The 22,916-nt window shown below is 73.5% G+C and carries 10 protein-coding genes; all 10 read left to right on the top strand.

Features of this window, described 5'->3' with window-relative positions:
• Nucleotides 1-5: 5 nt before the first annotated feature.
• Nucleotides 6-1,631 carry an FAD-dependent monooxygenase gene (locus ABD844_RS40795; protein WP_344890870.1) on the top strand — a complete coding sequence of 542 codons (1,626 nt, stop codon included), beginning with the start codon at nt 6-8 and terminating at the stop codon, nt 1,629-1,631.
• Nucleotides 1,628-10,825, top strand: a complete 9,198-nt coding sequence (locus ABD844_RS40790) for a type I polyketide synthase (RefSeq protein WP_344890866.1) — start codon at nt 1,628-1,630, stop codon at nt 10,823-10,825. Before ABD844_RS40795 ends, ABD844_RS40790 begins: the two co-directional genes overlap by 4 nt.
• Nucleotides 10,826-10,908: 83 nt before the next feature.
• Entirely contained in the window at nt 10,909-12,729 is a 1,821-nt protein-coding gene (locus ABD844_RS40785) for an asparagine synthetase B family protein (protein WP_344890863.1), read from the top strand.
• Nucleotides 12,726-13,772, top strand: coding sequence for a PLP-dependent cysteine synthase family protein (locus ABD844_RS40780; RefSeq protein ID WP_344890860.1), 1,047 nt, complete (start codon nt 12,726-12,728; stop codon nt 13,770-13,772). Before ABD844_RS40785 ends, ABD844_RS40780 begins: the two co-directional genes overlap by 4 nt.
• A gap of 14 nt (nt 13,773-13,786) precedes the next feature.
• Nucleotides 13,787-15,004: a M24 family metallopeptidase gene (locus tag ABD844_RS40775; RefSeq protein WP_344890856.1), complete on the top strand. Its 1,218-nt coding sequence runs from the start codon at nt 13,787-13,789 to the stop codon at nt 15,002-15,004.
• Nucleotides 15,001-16,800 carry a carbamoyltransferase family protein gene (locus ABD844_RS40770; RefSeq protein WP_344890853.1) on the top strand — a complete coding sequence of 600 codons (1,800 nt, stop codon included), beginning with the start codon at nt 15,001-15,003 and terminating at the stop codon, nt 16,798-16,800. Before ABD844_RS40775 ends, ABD844_RS40770 begins: the two co-directional genes overlap by 4 nt.
• 16 nt (nt 16,801-16,816) lie before the next feature.
• The gene (locus tag ABD844_RS40765) at nt 16,817-18,907 is read left to right on the top strand and encodes a hypothetical protein (protein WP_344890850.1); all 2,091 of its coding nucleotides are present in this window, start codon (nt 16,817-16,819) and stop codon (nt 18,905-18,907) included.
• Nucleotides 18,908-19,518: 611 nt separating this feature from the next.
• On the top strand, nt 19,519-19,956 hold the full coding sequence (locus ABD844_RS40760; protein ID WP_344890846.1) for a Fur family transcriptional regulator: 438 nt from the start codon (nt 19,519-19,521) through the stop codon (nt 19,954-19,956).
• Between the two features lie 35 nt (nt 19,957-19,991).
• A complete protein-coding gene (gene katG / locus ABD844_RS40755) occupies nt 19,992-22,211 on the top strand; it encodes a catalase/peroxidase HPI (protein ID WP_344890843.1) in 2,220 nt (739 codons plus the stop codon).
• Nucleotides 22,212-22,376: 165 nt separating this feature from the next.
• On the top strand, nt 22,377-22,817 hold the full coding sequence (locus tag ABD844_RS40750) for a hypothetical protein (RefSeq protein WP_344890840.1): 441 nt from the start codon (nt 22,377-22,379) through the stop codon (nt 22,815-22,817).
• Nucleotides 22,818-22,916 lie beyond the last annotated feature (99 nt).

The following is a 22,916-nucleotide window of genomic DNA, read 5'->3' as shown; positions in this document are numbered from 1 at the left end:
CGAGCGTGCGTGAGGAAACCACACCCGTCCTGATCGTCGGAGGGGGCTCCGTCGGACTGTCGGCGTCGCTGTTCCTTTCGTGGCTGGGCGTACGGTCCGTCCTGGTCGAGCGGCACCCGACCACGTCCATCCACCCCCGGGCGTGGGGCTGGTACCCGCGCACGCTGGAGCTGTTCCGCCAGGTGGGCGCCGCGGACCGGGTCCTGCACGAGAGCCTGGGCTTCGTCGGGCACAACGCCAACGGCAAGGTCGAGTCGCTGGCGGGCAAGGAGATCCACGTCTCCCGCATCCCCGAGCCGGAGGAGGTCGGCGGCGTCAGCCCCATCCCCCGGATCATCTCGCTGCCGCAGGACCGCGTGGACCCGATCATCCGCGCCCGCGCCGAGGAGCTGGGCGGCGACCTGCGCTTCGGCACCGAGCTGAGCGACCTCGCCCAGGAGGGCGACGGGGTCGTCGCCACCGTCGTGAAGGACGGCGTCAAGCAGACCATCAGAGCCCAGTACGTGATCGCCGCCGACGGCGCCCGCGGCCGCCTGCGCGAGTCGCTCGGCATCGCCCGCCACGGCCGGGGCGTGCTGCGCCACCAGATCAGCATCCTGTTCCGCGCCGACCTGCGGCAGGCGCTGGGCGAGCGCCGCTTCGCGGTCTGCCAGGTGGAGAACGCCGAGGTCGACGGCGTGCTCGGCCACGACGACACGCTGCGGCAGGGCACCCTGATCATCACCTTCCACCCGGAGAAGGGCGAGCGGGCCGAGGACTACACCCCCGAGCGCTGCGTCCACCTGGTCAGGGCCGCGGTCGGCGTGCCGGACCTCGACGTCGAGCTGCGTGACGTGCTCCCGTGGGAGATGGGCTCGCTGGCCGCCGAGACGTACGCGGCGGGCCGGGTGTTCCTGGCCGGCGACGCCGCCCACGTGATCCCGCCCATCGGCGGGTACGGCGCGGGCACCGGCATCCAGGACGTGCACAACCTGGCCTGGAAGCTCCGGGCGGTGCTGTCCGGCTACGCCTCCCCCAGCCTGCTGGACACCTACGACGCCGAGCGCCGCCCCGTCGGCGTCGCCACGATCGAGCAGGCGGGGCTCCGCCTGGCCGCCCGCGCCGGGTTCGCCACCCCCGAGCAGGCGGCGAAGGTCGCGGACACGATTTCGGTCACGTTCGGCTACGCCTACCGCTCGCCGTCGATCGTCCAGGAGGAGCCGTCGGCCGCCCCCGGCGGGGAGCCGGTCTTCGTGCACCCGCGCGAGCTGACCGGCCGCCCCGGGACGCGCGCGCCGCACCTCTGGGTGCGCCGCGACGGCGCCGTCAGCTCCGTACTCGACCTGTTCGGCGCCCAGCCGGTCCTGCTGGCCGGAGAGGACGCCGCCGACTGGTACGCCGCCGCCGGCGAGGCCGCTGGGGCCCTCGGGGTGCCGCTGCGCGTGCACCGGTTCGGCCACGACCTGCTGCCCACGGACGGCGAGGACCGCTCCCCGTACGACGTGTACGGCATCACCCCGTCGGGGGCGGTGCTGGTGCGGCCGGACGGGTTCGTGTGCTGGCGGTCGCCCTCATCCGGTTCCTCCCCCGAGACCACCGTCGGCGAGGCCCTCGCCGCGATGCTGGGCCGACAGCCCGAGGAAGGCTCATGAGGTCATCCGAGACACCCATCGCGATCATCGGCGTCTCCTGCCGACTGCCCGGGGCCGCGGACCCCCGCGCGTACTGGCGGCTGCTCCACGAGGGTGCGAGCGCCGTGCGTGACACTCCGCCGCCCGGGCGGGAGGGCCCGCTCGGGCCTGGCGGGTACCTGGAGCGGGTGGAGGAGTTCGACGCGGACTTCTTCGGGATCGCGCCACGCGAGGTGGCCGCGATGGACCCGCAGCAGCGGCTCGTGCTGGAGCTGTGCTGGGAGGCCCTGGAGGACGCGCGGGTCGTGCCCGCGCGACTGCGGGGCAGCCGGACCGGGATCGTCATGGGGGCGGCCTCCGACGACTACCTGGCCATGACGTACGGGCAGGCCGCCGAGATCGGCCCGCACACCCTCACCGGCCTGCAACGCGCCATGATCGCCAACCGGGTCTCCCATGTGCTGGGCCTGCGCGGCCCGAGCCTCACCGTGGACGCGGGCCAGTGCTCCTCGCTGGTCGCCGTGCACGAGGCGTGCGCCAAGCTGCGTACCGGGGAGGCCGACCTGGTGCTGGCCGGCGGCGTCAACCTGATCCTGACCGAGGCCGGCAGCCTGAGCGCCCGCCGGTCGGGCGCCCTGTCGCCGGACGGCCGCTGCTTCACCTTCGACGCCCGCGCCAACGGCTACGTACGGGGCGAGGGCGGGGCCGCTCTCGTGCTCAAGCCGCTGCCCGCCGCGCAGGCCGACGGCGACCGCGTCTACTGCGTCATCCGGGGCAGCGCGGTGAACAACGACGGCCCGGCGGACGCCCTCACCGTGCCCAGCGGGCAGGCCCAGGAGGAGGTGCTGCGCGAGGCGTACCGGCGGGCGTGGGTGAACCCGGCCGAGGTCGGCTACGTCGAGCTGCACGGCACGGGCACGCCCATCGGTGACCCGGTCGAGGCGGCCGCGCTCGGCGCGGTCCTGGGCGCGGCCCGCGCGGCGGGCGCCCCGCTGCCGGTCGGCTCGGTCAAGACCAACATCGGCCACCTGGAGGGCGGCGCGGGGATCGCCGGGCTGCTCAAGGCGGCGCTCAGCATCCACGAGGGCGTGATCCCGCCCAGCCTGAACTTCGCCTCGCCCAACCCGCGCATCCCCCTGGACGAGCTGCGGCTGCGCGTACCCGTCGAGCCGGAGCCGTGGGACGGCGGGCCGCGGGTGGCGGGCGTCTCCTCCTTCGGTCTCGGGGGCACGAACTGCCACGTCGTGCTCTCCCAGGCCCCCGCCCCGCCGGAGACCGTCGCGGGGAGCGCGCCCGCGGGCGTGCCCTGGCTGATCTCGGGACGCTCCGACGCGGCACTGCGGGCCCAGGCCGCGGCGCTCGTCCCCTTGGCGGACGCCGACCCGGGCGACGTGGGCTTCTCGCTGGCCACCACGCGAACCGCCTTCCCCCACAGGGCTGCCGTGGTCGGCGGCCACGCCACGGGCCTGGCGGCCCTCGCCCAGGGCGAACCCGCCCAGAACGTGGTGACCGGTACGCCCGCCGAAGGCGATCTGGCCTTCCTCTTCCCCGGCCAGGGCAGCCAGTACGCCGACATGGGCGCCGCCCTGTACGCGGCGTTCCCTGCGTACGCGGAGGCGTTCGACCTGGTCACGGCCGAGCTGGACCCCCTGCTGCCGCGCCCGCTGAGCGAGGCGCTGCGCTCCGGCACGGCGCTGCGGGACACCCGCTACACCCAGGCGGGCCTGTTCGCCGTCGGCGTCGGGCTCTACCGGCTGTTCGAGAGCTGGGGCGTGCGCCCCGACTGGGTGGCCGGCCACTCCATCGGGGAGATCGCCGCCGTGCACGTGGCCGGCGCGCTGCCGCTGGCCGACGCCTGCAGGCTGGTCGCGGCCAGGGGCACGCTGATGTCCGAGATGGACGACAGCGGCGTCATGGTCTCGGTCCAGGCCGCGGAGTCCGACGTGCTGCCCCTCCTCGACGGGGACGACCGGGTCGCGATCGCCGCCGTCAACGGCCCCCGCTCGACCGTGATCTCCGGTGCCGAGGCCGAGGTGACGCGGGTGGCCGAGCGGCTCGCGGCCATGGGCAGGCGTACCAGGAGGCTCGACACCGGCCGGGCCTTCCACTCCCCGCACATCGACCCCATCATGGAACGCCTCGCGGCCACGGCCGGCGAGCTGGGATTCGGCGACCTCGACGGGATCCGGATCGTCTCCACGGTCACCGGCCGTCCCCTCACCGCCGCCGAGCTGGGCGAGCCCGGCTACTGGGCGCGTCAGGCCCGCCTGCCCGTCCGGTACGGCGACGCCGTGGCCGCCCTGCACGCGGCCGGGGTGCGTACGTTCTGCGAGCTGGGCCCCGGCGCGCAGCTCAGCACGATGGGCCGCGCCTGCCTCACCGACTCCGCGGCGGCCTTCGTGGCCTCCCTGCGCCGGGGGGACGAGGAGCACTCGGTCATGCGGGCGCTGGCGGGCCTGTGGGTGCGCGGCGTGGAGGCCGACTGGGCCGCCGTGTTCGGTGCCGGGCGGCGGGTGGTGGACCTGCCGACGTACCGGTTCCAGCGCCGCCGCCACTGGCTGACCGACTCCGACGCGCCCGCGCCCGAAACGTCCGCCGCCGCTCCCGCCGACCCCCTGCACCTCGTACGCGCGCACACCGCCGCCGTGCTCGGCCACTCCGGCGCCGACGCCGTCGACGCGGGGCGTACGTTCAAGGACCTGGGCATCACCTCGGTCACGGCCGTCGAGCTGAGCACCGCGCTCTCCCAGGCGCTCGACCGCGACCTCCCGGCCACCCTCGTGTTCGACCACCCCACCCCGGCCGCCCTCGCCGCGCACCTGACCGAGGCCCCGCTCCAGGAGCACACGCCCCGGGCCACGGCGCACGCGGATGCGCCCCTGGCGATCATCGGCATGGGCTGCCGCTATCCCGGAGGCGCCGCCTCCCCGCAGGACCTGTGGCGGCTCGTCGCCGAGGGCCGCGACGCGATCTCCCCGTTCCCCTCCGACCGCGGCTGGGACCTCGCCCGCGTCTACGCCGCCGACTCCGAACGCCCCGGCACCTCCTACTCCCGACACGGCGGGTTCCTCGACGACGTGGCCGGCTTCGACGCCGACTTCTTCGGCATCAACCCCAAGGAGGCCGAGGCCATGGACCCGCAGCAGCGGCTGCTGCTGGAGGTGTCCTGGGAGGCGCTCGAACGGGCCCGTCTCCACCCGGCGCGGGCGGCGGAGCGGCGCGTGGGCGTGTTCGTCGGCGCCACCGCCCAGGAGTACGCCCCGCGCCTCCAGGACGCCGGGCCCACCGGCGGCTACGCGTTCACCGGCAGCACGGTCAGCGTCGCCTCGGGGCGCATCGCGTACTGCCTCGGGCTGACAGGACCCGCGCTCACCGTGGACACCGCGTGCTCGTCGTCGCTGGTGGCGATCCACCTGGCGGCGCGGTCGCTGCGCAGCGGCGAGTGCGATCTCGCGCTGGCCGGCGGGGTGACCGTCATGTCGACGCCGGGCATGTTCGTGGAGTTCAGCAGGCAGCGCGGGCTCGCGCCCGACGGGCGGTGCAAGCCGTTCGCCGCCGCGGCCGACGGCACCGCCTGGGCCGAGGGGGCGGGCATGCTGGTGCTCGCCCGCCTGGAGGACGCCGTGGCCGCGGGCCATCCGGTCCTCGCCGTCCTGCGCGGCAGCGCGATCAACCAGGACGGCGCCAGCAACGGGCTGACCGCCCCGAGCATGCGCGCCCAGGTACGCGTCATCCAGGAGGCACTGGCCGACGCCGGGCTGCGGCCGCAGGACGTGGACGCCGTGGAGGCGCACGGCACCGGCACCACGCTCGGCGACCCGATCGAGGCCGGTGCGCTCATCGAGGCGTACGGCCGGGGACGCGACCCGGAGCGGCCGCTCTGGCTGGGCTCGCTCAAGTCCAACCTCGGGCACACGCAGGCCGCCGCCGGGGTGGCCGGCGTGATCAAGATGGTGGAGGCGATGCGTCAGGGCGCGCTGCCCAGGATGTTGCACCTCGACGAGCCGTCGCCGCACGTGGACTGGTCGTCGGGCACGGTCGTGCCGCTGGGCGAGGAGCGGCCCTGGCCCCAGGACGGGCGGCCGCGCCGCTGCGGCGTCTCCTCCTTCGGCATCAGCGGCACCAACGCCCACGTCATCCTCGAACAGGCCCCCACCGCCACGAACCCGACCAGCCAGACCCCACCCGACACGACCGGTCAGTCCTTCTCCGGCCGCGCCATCGGCACGGGTGCGACCGGTGACGAGGCTCCCGGTCTCGTTCCGCTGCTCGTGTCGGCCAAGGGCGAGGCCGCGCTGCGGGCCCAGGCCGAGCGGCTCGGCACCCTGCTCGACACCCCGCCGGACACCCAGCCGGACACCCAGCCGGACGCCCCGCCCGGCACTCCGCCGGACACCCTGCCGGATGCCCTGCCCGGCACTCCGCCGGACACCCTGCCCGGCGCGGTGAGCGAGGCGGCTCCGCGTCTGGCGGGCCTGGGCCGCGCGCTGGCCACGAGCCGTGCGCGCTTCCCCCACCGGGCCGTGGTGCTGGCCGACCCCGCCGACCCGGCCTCGGCCCGTGACGGGCTCGCCGCGCTGGCGGACGGCCGCAGCGCCGGGAACCTCGTCCGCGGCAGGGCCGTCCCCGGCCGTACCGTGTTCGTCTTCCCCGGCCAGGGGGCCCAGTGGGCGGGCATGGGGGTGGAGCTGGCCGTGGCCGAGCCCGTCTTCGGCGAGCGTCTGCGCGAATGCGCCGACGCTCTGGCCCCGCACACCGGCTGGTCCCTGATGGACGTGCTGCGCGGCGCTCCCGGCAGCCCCGGGCTCGACCGGGTGGACGTCATCCAGCCCGCCCTCTTCGCGATGATGGTGTCGCTGGCCGCGCTCTGGGAGTCGCGCGGCGTACGCCCCGACGCCGTGGTCGGCCACTCGCAGGGGGAGATCGCCGCGGCCTGCGTCGCGGGGGCGCTCTCCCTGGAGGACGCCGCCACGGTGGCGGCGCTGCGCAGCCAGGTGATCGCGGAGCTGGGCGGCACCGGCGGCATGGGCTCGATCGCTCTGTCCGCCGACGAGGTACGCGACCGCCTGCGCGGCACCGGCCTGCACGTGGCCGCGATCAACGGCCCCGCGTCCGTGGTGGTGGCGGGCGAGGCGGCGGAGCTGGCGGACTTCCTGGCCCGCGCCGAGGCGGACGGCCTGCACGCGCGCCGGGTCAACGTCGACTACGCCTCGCACACACCCCTCATGGAGCCGATCCGCGAACGGGTCCTGAGCCACCTGGCTGGCATCGAGCCGCGGGCGGCGTCCGTGCCGTTCCGGTCCACGACCCGCGGCGAGCTGCTGTCGGGCACCGAGCTGGACGCCGCGTACTGGTACGAGAACCTGCGCTCGCCCGTGCTCTTCGAGGACGGCGTCGCCTCGCTCGCCGGGACGGGGCACGGCCTGTTCATCGAGGTCAGCCCGCATCCCGTGCTGACACTCGGAGTGAGCGACACCCTGGAGTCGCGCGGTGCCACGGCCGCCGCCATGGGCACCATCCAGCGCGACGACGGCGGACGGACGCGTTTCCTGACCGCCCTGGCCGAGGCGTACGCGCACGGCGCGCAGGTGGCGTGGGAGGGGCTGCTCGGCAGCGGGCACACCGATGTCGATCTCCCCACGTATCCCTTCCAGCGCCGCCGGTTCTGGCACCTCCCGACGGCCGGGGCGGACCTGCGTGAGGCCGGGCTGTCGGCCAACCGCCACCCCTTCCTCGGCGCCAGGACCGAGCTGCCAGGGACCGGCGGTCTGCTGCTGGCCGGACGCCTCTCGCAGGAGAGCTGGCTGCGGGACCACGCGGTCTCGGGCCGGGCGATCCTGCCCGGGACGGCGTACCTTGACATCGCCGCCCACGTCGGGGAGCTGACGGGCCTGGTCCGCGTCGGCGAGCTGACCATGGAGCACCCCATCGCGCTCCCTGAGGAGGGCGGGCTGCGGCTGCGGGTCACGTCCGAGGACGGCGGGCGCCGACTCAGCGTGCACTCCCAGCCCGAGGACGACACCGGCCAGGCCCCCTGGACCCTGCACGCCACCGGCACGCTGCGGCCCGCCGGACCTGAGGGCGACGTCCCCTCCCTCACCTGGCCGCCGCGCGGAGCGGACGAGATCGACCTGGACGGCGCGTACGCCGACCTCGCGGCGCGCGGCCACGGCTACGGCCCGGCCTTCCGCGGGCTGCGGCGTGCACTCCGGCTCGGCGACGAGGTGTTCGCCGAGGTGGCACTGCCGTCCGAGCTGACCGGCGACCTGACCGGCGCCCCGGCCGACGCGACTGGCGGCCCGGCCAGCGCGACTGGCGGCACGGCTGGCGGCACGGCTGGCGGCACGGCTGGGGACGCGGCTGGGGATGGGTTCGCCGTGCACCCGGCGCTGCTCGACGCGGCCCTGCACGCCTGGCTGCTGGCGCGGGAGTCCCGTGTGGTGCTGCCCTTCGCCTGGCGGGACGTCCGGATCCACGCTCGCGCCGCCACGGAGCTGCGCGTGCGGATGGCCCCGGTCCCGGGCACCGGCGAGATCTCGCTCACCGCGACGGACGCCACCGGGCGGCCGGTGTTGTCGGTGGCCGGGCTCACGCTCCGCCCGGCGCCCGCCGGGGACCGGGACTCGCTGTTCCAGGTGCGCTGGCGGCCCGCGGACCTGCCCGAGGCGCCCGCGGAGTACCGCTACGCCGTCATCGGCAACGTCGCGGGCCTCGTCACCGCTGAGTCCGCGGCCACCGGCGAGGTGTCCGCGCACGGCGACCGGTACCCGGACCCACCGGCCCTCGCGGCGGCCCTCGCACCGGGCCACGCAACGGGCACGGACACCGGCGCGCCCGCCCCGTCGTTCGCCGTGACCACGATCTACTCCTCGCACCCCGACGAGGCCGCCCGCGAGGCGCTGGCGGTGCTGCGTTCGTGGCTGGCCACCGACGGCCTGGAGGACGTCCGCCTGGTCCTCGTCATCCGCCCCGGCCCGGCGCACGCCCCCGTGGCGGGCCTGATGAGAACCGCCCAGTCGGAGAACCCCGGACGCATCACCCTCCTGGAGACGGCCGAACCGTTCACCGCCTCCGCCCTTGCCCGCGCCGCCGCGGGCGACGAGCCGCACCTGCTCTTCGACGGCACCCGGTTCCGCGTGCCCCGGCTGTCCCGGCCCTCGGCCGACGACGTCCTCGACCCGCCGAAGGACGGGCCGTGGCGGCTCGACCTGACAGAGAAGGGCCTCATCGAGAACCTCACGATCGTCCCGGCCGAGCGCGGGCCGCTGGGCCCCGGGATGGTGCGGGTGGGTGTTCGCGCGGCGGGGATGAACTTCCGCGACGTCGTCGTGGCGCTCGGCCTGGTGCCGGGTGAGGAGGGCCTCGGGCTCGAAGGCGCCGGCGTGGTGCTGGAGACCGGACCCGGCGTGACGGGGCCGCGTCCTGGCGACCGGGTGTTCGGGCTGCTCAAGGACGCCTTCGGCCCCGAAGCCGTGGCCGACGCCCGTACGCTGGTGCCGATCCCGGACGGCTGGACGTTCGCCCAGGCCGCCTCGGTCCCCGTCGTGTTCCTCACCGCCTACCTGGGCCTGGTGGACGTGACGGGGCTGCGGCCGGGGGAGCGGCTGCTCGTGCACGCCGCGGCGGGCGGCGTGGGCATGGCCGCCGTACAGCTCGGCCGGCACCTGGGGGCCGAGGTCTTCGGCACCGCCCATCCGCGCAAATGGGATCTCCTGCGCACGATGGGCCTCGACGACGCGCACATCGCCTCCTCCCGCTCCACCGACTTCGCCGACGCCTTCCCCGGCATGGACGTGGTGCTCAACTCGCTCGCCGGGACCTTCGTCGACGCCTCGCTCCGCCTCCTCGGGCCGGGCGGGCGCTTCGCGGAGATGGGCAAGACCGATCTGCGCGATCCGCGGGCGGTGGAGGCGGAGCATCCTGAGGTCACGTACCGGCCGTTCAACCTGCCGGACGTGCCTCCCGACCGGATCCGCGAGATCTTCGCCGAGCTGATGCCGCTGTTCGAGCGCGGTGTGCTCCGTACGCTGCCGGTGACCGCGCGCGGCATCCGCCGGGCCCGCGCGGCGTTCCGCGAGATGAGCCGCAGCCGGCACACCGGCAAGGTCGTGCTGACCGTCCCCCACCCGATCGATCCGGAGGGGACCGTCCTGATCACCGGCGGCACCGGGACGCTGGCCGCCCGCGTGGCCAGGCACCTGGTGTCCCGCCACGGGGTCCGGCACGTCGTGCTCGCCGGGCGGCGCGGCCACACCCCGGCCACCGAGGAGCTGGCCGCCGAGCTGGCCGGGCACGGCGCGCGGGTGACGGCCGAGTCGTGCGACGTCGCCGACCGCGCGGCGCTCGAACGGCTGCTGTCCCGCCTGCCACGCCCGCTGACGGCCGTGGTCCACGCGGCCGGGGTGCTCGACGACGGCGTCGTCACCTCGCTCACGCCCGAACGGCTCGACCGGGTGCTGCGCCCGAAGGCGGTCGCCGCCCGCCACCTGCACGAGCTGACCCAGGCGATGGACCTGTCGGCGTTCGTGCTGTTCTCCTCGGCCTCGGGCGTGCTCGGCGAGCCCGGTCAGGGCAACTACGCCGCGGCCAACGCCTACCTGGACGAGCTGTCCCGGCACCGGCGGGAGCTGGGGCTGCCCGCGACCTCCATCGCGTGGGGCCTGTGGGCCGAGCGCAGCGGCATGACCGGGCATCTCGGGGAGGCCGACCTGGCGCGGATCCGGCGCTCGGGCATGGCGCCGCTGCCGACCCAGGAGGCGCTGGAGCTGTTCGACGCGGCGCTGGAGCTGGACGACGCCGACGCCGTACCGATGCGGCTGGACGCGCAGGCCGTACGCGGCTCCGGGATCCCCCCGATCCTGCGCGAGCTGGTCCGGCCCGTGGCCACGCAGGCGGCGGACAGCGCGTCCCCGGTCGCCGGAGAGCGGTTGCTGGAGCTGATCTGCGCCGAGGCCGCCGGCGCGCTCGGGTACGGCGAGGGCGCGGTGCTGCCCGAGCACGACCTCAAGGAGCTGGGCTTCGACTCGCTTACCGCGATCGAGCTGCGTAACCGGATCGCCGCGGCCACCGGCGTCCGGCCGGCGGCGAGCATGATCCTGCGCTCCCGCACCCCCTTGGCGATCTACCAGCGGCTGGCCGCTGAGCTGGCCGCGAGCGGCGCTCCAACCACGGTAGACGGGCCCTCGACGGGGCCCGGAGAAGCTGAGTTCGGCTGACCCGGCAAGTTCGGCTGATTCGGCCGGCTCGGCAGGTAAGGCACTCGTAGCAGTTCAGGCACTCGTACAGAAAGGGCGATCCGATGTCAGGTGTCGTCGGGTGGATCGACTACTCCAGAAACCTGGCCCTGGAGCGGCCGCTGATGAGCGTGCTCACGGGGAATCTCGCACAGCGCGGGCCGGACGGGGAGGCCGTATGGGTCTCGCCGCACGCCGCGATCGGCTACCGCGAGCTGTCGTTCGGGGACGACGGGCGGCCGTTCCAGCTCGAACCCGGGCCGGTCACGGTGTGCGTCGTGGGCTCCCCGTACAACCTGGGTGAGCTGCGCCACCGGCTGCCGTCCGCGCCCGCCCCCGAGGCGTCCGCGTCCGAGGTGGTCGCGCGCGCCTATCTCGAATGGGGCACCGAGTTCGTGCCGTGGCTGGACGGCCCGTTCGCGATCGTCATCTGGGACGGCCGCACGCGGGAGCTGGTCCTGGCCAGGGACCGCATCGGCGGGCAGCCCCTGTTCCACACGGCCACGCCGACCGGGGTGCTGTTCGCCTCGCGGCGGGAGACGCTGCTCGAACACCCCGAGGTCGCCCCCGTCGTCGACGTCGGCGGGCTGCGTCAGGTCATCTCGCACGCGCTCCCGACCGGCCCGATCTTCGCCGGGTTCGAGAGCGTGGGACCGGCCGAGATCGTCACGTTCGACGCCGACGGCCGCGCCCGCCGCGAGCGCTACTGGAGCCTGACCACCCAGGAGCACACCCACGACCTGGACGCCACCGTCGCGACGATCCGGGAGCTGCTGGAAGAGAGCATCCGGCTGAACATCCCGGAGGACCCCGCGCAACTGGTGGCCATGCTCTCCGGCGGCATCGACTCCTCCTCCGTGGCCGCGCTGGCCGCCGCCGAGCTGCGCCGCCGTGGGCTCGGCCCGCTGCGTACGTTCACGATCGACTACCTCGACAGCGAGTTCCAGGCCGACGTCATGCGCCGGACCAAGGACGAGCCGTACGCGCGCAAGGCCGCCTCCCACATCGGCGCGGCGCACACGGTGGTCACCCTGCGCCCCGCCGACATCCTGCACCCGCTGGTGCAGCAGGGCCTGCTGGCGGCCACCGAGGCGCCCGCGCGCATCTACGACATGGACGCCGGTCAGCACATCTTCCTGCGCCAGGCCGCCGCGCAGAACGGCAAGATCATCTTGACCGGGTTCGGCGGGGACAACGCGTTCCTCGGCTCCAACTGGGCGATCGACAGAGGGCTCGTGGAGTCGGGCACGTTCCCGTGGCTGGCGCTGGCGCAGCGGCACGGGGCGGCCAACGGCTTCGGCACCGGGCTGCTCAGCAAGGAGGCGCTGGACGTCCTGGACTTCCCCGTCTACTACCGCGACACGTACGCCACCGCGATCGCGAACGTGGTGCACCTGCCCGGCGAGGACGCCTGGCAGCGCGCCCTGCGGCGGGTCTCCTACCTGGTGATGACGCTGTTCAGGACCGACTACGCGATGTTCACCGCCGCGGGGCTCCAGGCGCGCTCGCCGATCAACGGCCACCGCCTCCTGGAGTACGCCTTCAACATCCCCGCCGACCTACAGGCCCACGGCGGCATCGAGAAGGGCCTGCTCAGAGCGGCCGTGAAGGACCTGCTGCCGGAGGAGATCATCCAGCGGCGGCGCAGCGCCACCCCGGTCGGCAACAACCCCGACTACCCGCGCCAGCTCCAGGTGGAGCTGAAGGAGATCCTCGCGGACACCGAGGCCCCCGTCCGTCCGCTGCTGGACCTCGACCTCGCGGCGGCCCGCGCCGGCGACCCGGCGATCCTCGCCGAGAACCGGCTCGCGCGGGCCGACGTCGAGATGATGATCCAGATCAACAACTGGCTCACCCGCTACCGGGTGCGATTGGCACTGCAGTGATCCACAACGACATCCTGAGCACGATCGGCGGCACGCCCGTGGTACGGCTGCGGCGGCTGACGATCCCCGGCACGGAGATCCTGATCAAGCTGGAGGGCTTCAACCCCGGCGGAAGCATCAAGGACCGCGCCGTCCTGTCCATGATCCGCCGGGCCGAGCTGAACGGACGCCTGCGGCCCGGCGGCACGATCATCGAGTCCACCTCGGGGAACGTCGGCAAGGCGCTGGCCCTGATCGGCGCGGTCAACGGCTACCGGGTCATCCTCGTCGTGGACCCGAACGCGCCCCGCTCGAAGCTCGACTACGTACGGGCGCTCGGCGCGGAGATCGTGGTCGTGGACACGGCCGACGACAGCGGCCTGTACCAGCGGCCCCGCATCGCCAGGGTCAAGCAGTTGCTGACCGAGATCCCCGGCTCCTTCTGGCCCGACCAGTACAACAACCCCGACAACCCGCGAGCCCACGCCGAGCAGACCGCGTACGAGGTGCTGAGCGACGTGCCCGCCTTCGACACCCTGGTGACGTCGGTGGGCACCGGCGGCCACATCAGCGGCCTGTCGTCGACGCTCAAACGCGAGCTGCCCGGCCTGACCACCGTCGGCGTCGACGCGCTCGGCTCGGCCGCCATGGGCTTCCCCTTCACCGGCTACCAGATGCGCGGCCTGGGGCTCCCGTGGCAGCCCGGCTGCCTCGACCCCGACCTCATCGACCACGCCCACCTCGTCACCGACCACGAGGGCATCGCCACCAGCATCGCGCTGGCCAGGACCGAGGGCATCCTCGTGGGCGAGTCGTCGGGGGCCGCGGTGTTCGGCGCGCTGCACCACGCCCACACCCATCCGGGCGCCCGGATCGTGGTGATCGCGGCGGACGACGGCATCCACTACCTCGGCGAGTCGTTCGACGAGGACTGGGTGCGCGGGCGGGGACTGCACGAGGCCGTCTTCGGGGCCGGGCTGACCGACCCTGAACGGCTGGTCGAGGCCGCGCGCAAGCCCACGTCCCCGCCGGTCCGGCTCGGCCTGCGGTACGCCACCACCTGATGAGGAGATGTCCGATGCCGGCGAACTTCGAGCGGCTGCGTGCGCGGATGGACGAGCTGGGTCTCGACGCCGTGGTCGCGACCACGAAGGAGAACGTCCTCTACCTGACGGGGATCTCCAACGTGACCCTGGACGTGCACCCCCACGGCGGGCAGTGCTACGTCCTGGTGACCCGTGACCGGCCCGACCGGCCGTACGTCGTCTCTCCCCGCTGCGACCTCGACCAGACGCTCGACGCCGACGTCGAGATCGCGGGGACGGTCGGCTTCGGCGACTTCTTCCGCGAGATCGACCCGGCGGCGAGCCTGGACCGGGACGAGCGCGACCTGCGCCGCGTGGCCGTCGACGGTCCGCACGCCGCGACCGCCCTGGACGCGCTGGTGCTGGCCGCCTCCCGTGCCGGGTGCGCGACCGGGACGATCGCGGTGGACGAGGACGGCGTGCCGTACGGCTTCCTCGACGCCGTCACGGAGGCGCTGCCCGACGCCCGCGTCCGTACGGGCGCCGACGTGCTGCGCTGGACCCGCAAGGTGAAGACGCCCGCGGAGATCGACCGGCTGACCCGGGCGGCGGCGATCACCGAGGACGCCATCAGGGCCGCCACCGCGATCGCCCGCCCGGGCGTCACGGAGATCGACCTGGTACGCGAGTTCGACCGGACGATCGTCGCGGCCGGGGCGCGTCCCGCGTTCACCCTGATCAAGTTCGGCCGCGCGGCGGTCGGCGGCCAGCGGCTCCCCCGCGACGTGCCGCTCCGGGCGGGCGAGACGGTCTGGATGGACGTGGGCTGCGTGCACCGCGGCTACTGGTCCGACCTGGCCCGCGTCTACAGCGTGGGCGAGCCGCCGGACAAGCTCGTCCGCTACCACGCGGCGATGAAGGCCGGCACCGACCGCGCGCTGGCCGAGGCCCGCCCCGGCATGAGCGGCAAGGAGCTGTTCGACATCGTCATGGAGGCCGTACGGGCGGCGGGCGTGCCCCACTATCGCCGCCAGCACGTCGGCCACGGCATCGGCGTGGAGATCTACGACCGCGTGCTCATCACGCCCACCAGCGACGACGTGCTGGAAGAAGGCACGGTCGTCAACGCGGAGACCCCCTACCACGAGCTCGGCTTCGGTGCCGTCCAGATCGAGGACCCCTTCGTCGTCGGACGGTCGGGCAACAGGCTGCTCACCTCCCTCGGCCGGGACCTGGCCACCATCGACATCCCAGGCGGTGAACCACAGTGATCATTGTTGGTATTTCTGCGCTGTTCCACGATTCCGCGTGCGCGGTCGTCATCGACGGCCGGCCCGTCGCCGCCGCGCACGAGGAGCGCTTCACCCGCCGCCGCTACGACCGGTCCATGCCGATCAACGCGTTCCGGGCGTGCCTGATGGACGCCGGGATCGGCATCGACGACGTCGACGCCGTGGCGTACTACGAGAACCCCGTGGCCAAGCTCTCACGCCAGTTGTGGGCGGGCATCCCGGGCAAGGACACCGATCCGATGCTGGAGTTCGACTACACGGCCGCGGGCATGCCGCGCCTGCACGGGGAGAGCCTGGCCCGCCTCGACGCCGCCCGCCCTGAGCGCGAGATCCGCGAGCTGCTCGGGTACGAGGGCCCGATCCACACCTTCACCCACCACGAGTCGCACGCGGCCAGCGCGTTCTACTGCTCCGGCTTCGGCGAGGCCGCGCTGTTCACCGCCGACGCGGTCGGGGAGTGGACGACCACCAGCTACGGCCACGCGAGCGCCGAGGGCCTGCGGCTGCTGGAGGAGGTGCGCTTCCCGCACTCGCTCGGCCTGTTCTACAGCGCGATCACCTCCTACCTGGGCTTCGCCGTGAACAGCGACGAGTACAAGGTCATGGCGCTGGCCTCGGCCGGCAAGCCCCGCTACGCGGACCGGATGCGGCAGATGCTCAGGAACGGGCCGGGCGGCGGCTTCGAGCTCGACCTGACGTACTTCTCCTTCGGCACCTCCGACCACATGTACACCCCGGCGGTCGCCGAACTCCTGGGCGCGCCGCCGCGGGTGCCGGAGAGCGCCATCGACTCCCTCCACGAGGACATCGCGAGCAGCCTTCAGGTCGTCCTGGAGGAGGTGCTGCTGGACAAGATCCGCCACCTGCACGACCTGACCGGCGCCGACAGCCTGGCGCTGGCCGGCGGGGTGGCGCTGAACTGCGTGGCCAACAGCCGCCTGCGCAGGGAGGGCCCCTTCCGCAACGTGTTCGTCCAGCCGGCCTCCGGCGACTCGGGCGGCGCCCTGGGCGCGGCGCTGCTCTGCCACCACCGCCTGACCGGCGCGTACGAGCCCGAGCCCCTGCGTGACGCCCGCCTCGGCCCGCGCTACGACGTCCGGCACGTCCACGACGCCCTGGTGCGCGCCGGGGTGCCGCACCGCGACTTCCGCGGGGACGAGCCCGGCCTGCTGCGCCTGACCGCCGAGCTGATCGCCGAAGGGGCGGTCGTCGGCTGGTATCAGGGCCCGATGGAGTTCGGCCCGCGGGCGCTCGGAGCCCGCTCGATCATCGCCGACCCGCGTGACGGCCGGATGCGCGACCACATCAACGCCCTGGTCAAGAAGCGGGAGGGGTTCCGCCCGTTCGCGCCCGCGGTTCCCGAGGAGCGCTGCGCGGAGTTCTTCGACTGGGACACGCCGGCGCCGTTCATGCTGGAGACCGCCCAGGTCCGCCGCGCTCCCGAGCTGCCGGCCATCACGCACGTGGACGGCTCGGCCCGGCTGCAGACCGTCAGCAGCGAGACCGATGCCCGCTTCCACGGCCTGCTCACGGAGTTCGGCCGGCTGACGGGCTTCCCGATCCTGCTCAACACCTCCTTCAACATGCGCGGCGAGCCGATCGTGTGCGACCCGGCGGACGCGCTGGCCTGCTTCATCCGGTGCGGCATCGACGTGCTCGTCCTCGACGAGCTGCTGATCCGGCGGGAGGACGTACCGGCAAGCTGGGCCATCGCCGAGGCGGCCATCCCGCGCCACCCGCCCGTGTCGAGAAGCGACAGCTACACGTTCTTCTAGAAGGGTCGTCGACACCATGCACACCAACAACAGGGACGGCAACCCTGCCGTCAGCCAGGACGGCGGCGCTGAGGTGGCCCGCCTCGCGGAGCTGCTCTCGGACACGCGCGGCGCGGAGATCCTCGCCGAGCTCCAGAAGCTCGAAAGGGCCTCCGGCACCGTGACCGGCTCGGCGGAGGCGTCCGGCGCGACGGCGGCCCAGCCCGGCCGGATCGGCGTGTGGGACACCGTCGCCACCGACGAGGGCGTGGCCCTGCACCGCCGCGACGACGCCGACTGGTACCGCTGGGCGGACGTGCCGCACGTCGCCGCGCCCGCGGGTTGGCGCAGGGTGGCGCTGACGGGCGAGTCCGTGGCCCGCGGCTGGCTGCTCGAACCCCGCTTCACCCCGGCCTCGGCCCTGACCCGGCTCCTCACCGGAGCCGCGCGCCCGCAGGGGGCGGACCACCGCAGGCTGGACCACCAGGTGGTGGACCTGGCCCGGAGCAACATCGACATCTGGACGCTGCGCGCGACCCTGCGCGCCCTCCCCCAGGCCGAACCGGACGTCGTGGTGCTGTTCGCCGGCAACAACTTCACCTTCGCGCCGCTCGACGACTCCTACCGCGACCTGCTGGCGGCGGCCGTCCGCCGGGGCGGGTACGCCGAGATGCGCCGGGTCTACGTCGAGGACGTCGTGCTGCCGGAGGTGGACGGGCTGCTGGAGGAGGTGGCGCGGCTCCGGGAGTCGGCGGAGGTCGTCCTCGTCGTGCCCCAGAGCAACCTCCTCGGCTGGCAGCCGGCCGCCGAGATCGAGGTGCCCGTCCTGCCCGCGCTGCGCCCCTGGTACGACCTGCGTGCCGCCGCGCTCACCGCCCTGGCCGGGAACGAGTGGGCCCAGGCCGCCGACCTCGCCACCCGGATGACGGAGCTGGACGGCGGGCTCAGCCCCGTCTCCTGGCACCTCCTGGGCCAGGCGCTGGCCGCGGGCGGAGAGGCCGTCAAGGCCCGCGACGCCCTCGAACACGCGCGTGACGCCACCCCCGGCCTCCTCCTCGACCACGTCACCGGCGTGATCACCCCCGTCCGCCGGCGGCTGATCGACTTCGCCACCGCCAACGACGTCCGCCTCGTGGACGCCGCCGACGCCCTCGCCTCGGCGGACGCGCCGGAGCTGCCCGACCCGTCGTTCTTCCTCGACCACATCCACCTCAGCGACGAGGGCGTCGAGCGGGTGATGGCCCGGGTGGCGGACGCCGTACTGGGCGTGCCCGACGGCACCACCGCGCCCGGCCCGGGTGCGGACCCGAAGACGCGCGCCCTGTCCCGGGCCCTGGCCGCGGGCTACCGCGCGCTGCGCAACCAGCCCGAGTCCGCCGTACGCGAGCAGGTGGACCTGGCGCTCCGGGCCGACGAGAAGAACGCCCGCGACTTCATCACCAAATATCTGGACATCCTGGAGACCCCCGGCCCACGCTGGACCCACTCCGCGCTGACCGCCCTGCACGCCGACCCCCAGACCCGGCAGGTCTGCTACCAGATCGCCCAGACCCGCGAACACTCACCCGGCTACTGGGCCTTCCGCGAGGTGGTCCAGGAGGCCCTCGGCCGCCGCCCCGACCCGGGCCTCGGCGGCTGGGACCGCATCGACCTGCTCGGCCTGCCGGACGGCCGCGGCTTCCGCGTCCCGAACTTCGCCCCCGGCACGGCCTACTACGAGGCCACCACGGAACGGACCACCCTCCGCCTGGCCCTGGCGGCGCCCGTGGGCGGCACGCTCCACCTCACCCACCGCCTCCCGTCCGGGACCGCCCACGTCAGCGTGAACGGCACCTCCGTCGGGCGGCTCCCCACCGCCTCCGCCTGGGCCCGTACGACCATCGAGGTCCCGGAATCGGCCACCCGCGAAGGAGTCAACTCCGTCGAGATCCACTGGCCGGTGCCCGAGCCCGGCTACGAGGCGTTCCTGGCAGCGGACGCCTCGGCCCTGGCCCGCCGGCTCTTCCCCCGCGTACTCCCCGTCTTCGGCGCCCTCTTCACCGCCGTGTTCGAGACGGAGGGCGCGCGCCCGAGCGCCGTACGGGCCTCGCGGGTGAGCGCCTCGACGGGCTGGCCGGTGCGCCTCTGACCGCCGGCTCCCGCCTCATCGGCCGCCGCCCGTACCAGCCGTACGGCGGCGGCCAAACGGCGCCTCTCCGCGTGTTTCCCGTGAAACACCCGCCCAACACCAGCCGCCACAGGGTTCGCACGGTGATCACCGTTCCCGGCGCGTCCCCCTGGCCCCTCCTGACCGCCCTGGGCGGCACCGACTTGTGGGTACAGGGGCTGTCGTACACCGAGCTGAACCCCGGCAGAGAGCTGTGCCGCAGTGACGGCGAGGTGCGGACGTTCACCGACCACGATCAGCGGGTGTCTGTGGCGAAGGTTTCACGCGCGGAGGTGCCGGCCGCCGCGGACATCCCCCGCGACACCGAGGAGCGGCGCCCTTTGGTCTGCGCCCGTTGGTCTGCGCCCGTTGGTCTGCGCCCGTTGGTCTGCGCCCGTTGGTCTGCGCCCGTTAGCCTGGGCGCGGAACGACGCCACCTGAAAACCACCGCCGCTGACGGCCCTTCCGTCGTGAGCCGATGATCCTTCGGATACCCCTCGCCTGACCAGGCGAAACCGTTGCCTGACTCAGACCTAAACTTGGGAGACTCGTTCTCTTGTAGCATTCGTGTTTGTCCGACTAAGTTTGGCAGCATGACCGCATCCAGGACTCCGTCCATCGCCGAGGAGCTGCGCGGTGCCGGCCTGCGAGTCACGGCCGCCCGCGTCGCGCTGCTCGCGACCGTCCGGGGCGGTGACCACCTCGGCGTCGAGGCGATCGCCTCCGGAGTGCGCGATCGTGTGGGTCACATCTCCCTGCAAGCCGTGTACGAGGCACTCAACGCGCTCACCGCCGCGGGGCTCGTACGCCGCATCGAGCCGGCCGGCAGCCCCGCCCGGTTCGAGGGACGTGTCGGCGACAACCACCACCACATCGTCTGCCGTTCGTGCGGTGCCGTCGCCGACGTCGACTGCGCGGTGGGGCACGCGCCATGCCTGACCGCGTCCGACGACCACGGATTCTCGATCGAGGAGGCCGAGGTCATCTACTGGGGCCTGTGCCCCGGTTGTTCCAGCAACCGCAGTTCATGAGCACCGTATTTCTCCCCTGATCCGGAAGGGTTTCCATGTCCGAGAACCATGAAGCAAACGTCCCCGAAGGCGAAGGCGCCTGCCCGGTCGTGCACGTACGCGCCGCGCACCCGACCCAGGGCGGAGGCAACCGCCAGTGGTGGCCGGAGCAGCTCAACCTGAAGATCCTTGCCAAGAACCCGGCCGTGGCCAACCCGCTCGGCGAGGAGTTCGACTACGCCGCGGCGTTCAAGACCCTCGATCTCCCGGCCGTGAAGCGGGACATCGCCGAGGTGCTGACGACCTCGCAGGACTTCTGGCCGGCCGACTTCGGCCACTACGGCCCGTTCATCATCCGGATGGCATGGCACAGCGCGGGCACGTACCGGATCAGTGACGGCCGCGGCGGCGCCGGGGCGGGCCAGCAGCGCTTCGCCCCGCTCAACAGCTGGCCGGACAACGGGAACCTGGACAAGGCCCGCCGCCTGCTGTGGCCGGTCAAGAAGAAGTACGGCCAGGGCCTCTCGTGGGCCGACCTCTTGATCCTGGCCGGCAACGTGGCCCTGGAGTCGATGGGCTTCAAGACCTTCGGCTTCGCCGGTGGCCGCGCCGACGTCTGGGAGCCCGACGAGGACGTCTACTGGGGCCCCGAGACCACCTGGCTCGGCGACGCGCGCTACACCGGCGACCGCGAGCTGGAGAGCCCGCTCGGCGCGGTGCAGATGGGCCTCATCTACGTCAACCCTGAGGGCCCGAACGGCAACCCCGACCCGCTGGCCGCCGCCCGCGACATCCGTGAGACGTTCCGCCGGATGGCGATGAACGACGAGGAGACGGTCGCCCTGATCGCCGGCGGTCACACGTTCGGCAAGACCCACGGCGCGGGCCCGGCCGAGCACGTCGGTCCCGACCCCGAGGGCGCCTCGATCGAGGACCAGGGCCTGGGCTGGAAGAGCACGTTCGGCACCGGCAAGGGCGGCGACGCGATCACCAGCGGCCTTGAGGGCATCTGGACGAACACCCCGACGGCCTGGGACAACAGCTTCTTCGACATCCTCTTCGGCTACGAGTGGGAGCTGTTCCAGAGCCCCGCGGGCGCGAACCAGTGGCGGCCGAAGGACGGCGCGGGCGCCGACACCGTCCCCGACGCCCACGACGCGTCCAAGAGCCACGCCCCGACGATGCTCACGACCGACCTGTCGCTGCGCGTCGACCCGGTCTACGAGCAGATCTCGCGGCGCTTCCACGCGAACCCCGACGAGTTCGCCGACGCCTTCGCCCGCGCCTGGTTCAAGCTGACCCACCGCGACATGGGCCCGATCGTGCGCTACCTCGGCTCCGAGGTCCCGTCCGAGGTGCTGCTGTGGCAGGACCCCCTGCCCGCGGTGACGCACCAGCTCGTGGACGCCGACGACGTCGCCGCCCTCAAGGCCCAGGTCCTCGCCTCGGGCCTGACGGTGTCGGAGCTCGTGTCCACGGCGTGGGCCGCGGCCTCGTCCTTCCGCGGCAGCGACAAGCGCGGCGGCGCCAACGGCGCCCGCATCCGCCTGCAGCCGCAGAGCGGCTGGGAGGTCAACGACCCCGACCAGCTCTCGACGGTGCTGGGCACGCTGGAGGGCATCCAGAAGTCCTTCAACGGCTCCCAGACCGGCGGCAAGCAGGTCTCGCTGGCCGACCTGATCGTGCTGGCCGGTGGCGCCGCCGTCGAGCAGGCCGCCAAGGACGCCGGCTTCGACGTCCAGGTGGCCTTCACACCGGGCCGTGCGGACGCCTCGCAGGAGCAGACGGACGTGGAGTCGTTCGCCGCGCTCGAGCCGACCGCCGACGGGTTCCGCAACTACGTCGGCAAGGGCAACCGGCTGCCGGCCGAGTACCTGCTGATCGACCGCGCCAACCTGCTGACGCTGAGCGCCCCCGAGCTGACCGTCCTCGTCGGCGGCCTGCGCGTCCTGGGCGCGAACCACCAGCAGACGGCGCACGGCGTCTTCACCACGGCTCCCGGCTCGCTGACCAACGACTTCTTCGTCAACCTGCTCGACCTGGGCACGACGTGGAAGGCGACGTCCGAGGACCAGAACACGTTCGAGGGCCGCGACTCGGCCACGGGCGAGGTCAAGTGGACCGGCACCCGGGTCGACCTGGTCTTCGGCTCCAACTCGGAGCTGCGGGCCCTCGCCGAGGTCTACGCGAGCGACGACGCCAAGGAGAAGTTCGTGAACGACTTCGTGGCCGCCTGGACCAAGGTCATGGACCTGGACCGGTTCGACCTGGCCTGATCGTCCCACTGGGTCGGGCCTCACCCGATCCACCAACGTCCGGGCCGGCCGTGGAAGGCCGTCCCGGACGTTTCACCTTCGGCACCAGGCGCGGCCCTGAGCTGTCGCGGCCTCAGCCTGGCGCCGAGACCCAGATCTGTCGGTACGCCTCACTACGATCGGCGCATGTTCGGCTTGGACACGGTGACGTCGATCCTCCTCATCCTGCTGCTGGTGATCGTCGGCGTCGGGATCGGCAGGTGGGCACGTCGCCGCAGGGTGACGCGCATTTACGTCGGCCTGGATCACATCACTCCTGTCGACGTCCAGGTCCGGGCCCATGACCTCATCGAGGCGGGCAGGTTCAGCGACGCCGTCGAGCTGATCCGCGCGGAGTCCCAGGTGTCCCGGCAGATCGCGGTGGAGGTCGCAGAGGTTCTGCGCGGGGGCGGGGTCCTGCCGGGCTTCCCAGTGTTCGACGAGGGTGACCTGACCACCCGGGTTCGCAGGCTGCTCGAAGCAGGCAACCGGAAGCAGGCCGTCTTCCTCACGCGAAGCACCGAGGAGATGAGCCAGGCGGAGGCCGAGGCATTCGTCGACTCCCTCTCACGAGAGCCGAACACCTGACGACCCGTTGCAACGAACCGCCGTCAGCCGTGAATCATCACCACTCGCCCCGCCGCCACGCGGCAGGCTTGAAACGTGAGCAAAGCCGTAACGGGGATC

Source organism: Nonomuraea antimicrobica (assembly GCF_039536965.1).
Lineage (GTDB): Bacteria > Actinomycetota > Actinomycetes > Streptosporangiales > Streptosporangiaceae > Nonomuraea > Nonomuraea antimicrobica.
The sequence above is the reverse complement of the archived record's forward strand: the minus strand, read 5'-3'. Positions and strand labels throughout refer to the sequence as shown.

Bases quoted from the DNA above. Each gene is read 5' to 3' on its own strand.
- katG (WP_344890843.1), top strand. From the start codon at position 19,992: ATGTCCGAGAACCATGAAGCAAACGTCCCCGAAGGCGAAGGCGCCTGC.
- ABD844_RS40760 (WP_344890846.1), top strand. From the start codon at position 19,519: ATGACCGCATCCAGGACTCCGTCCATCGCCGAGGAGCTGCGCGGTGCC.
- ABD844_RS40790 (WP_344890866.1), top strand. From the start codon at position 1,628: ATGAGGTCATCCGAGACACCCATCGCGATCATCGGCGTCTCCTGCCGA.
- ABD844_RS40765 (WP_344890850.1), top strand. From the start codon at position 16,817: ATGCACACCAACAACAGGGACGGCAACCCTGCCGTCAGCCAGGACGGC.
- ABD844_RS40785 (WP_344890863.1), top strand. From the start codon at position 10,909: ATGTCAGGTGTCGTCGGGTGGATCGACTACTCCAGAAACCTGGCCCTG.
- ABD844_RS40750 (WP_344890840.1), top strand. From the start codon at position 22,377: ATGTTCGGCTTGGACACGGTGACGTCGATCCTCCTCATCCTGCTGCTG.
- ABD844_RS40775 (WP_344890856.1), top strand. From the start codon at position 13,787: ATGCCGGCGAACTTCGAGCGGCTGCGTGCGCGGATGGACGAGCTGGGT.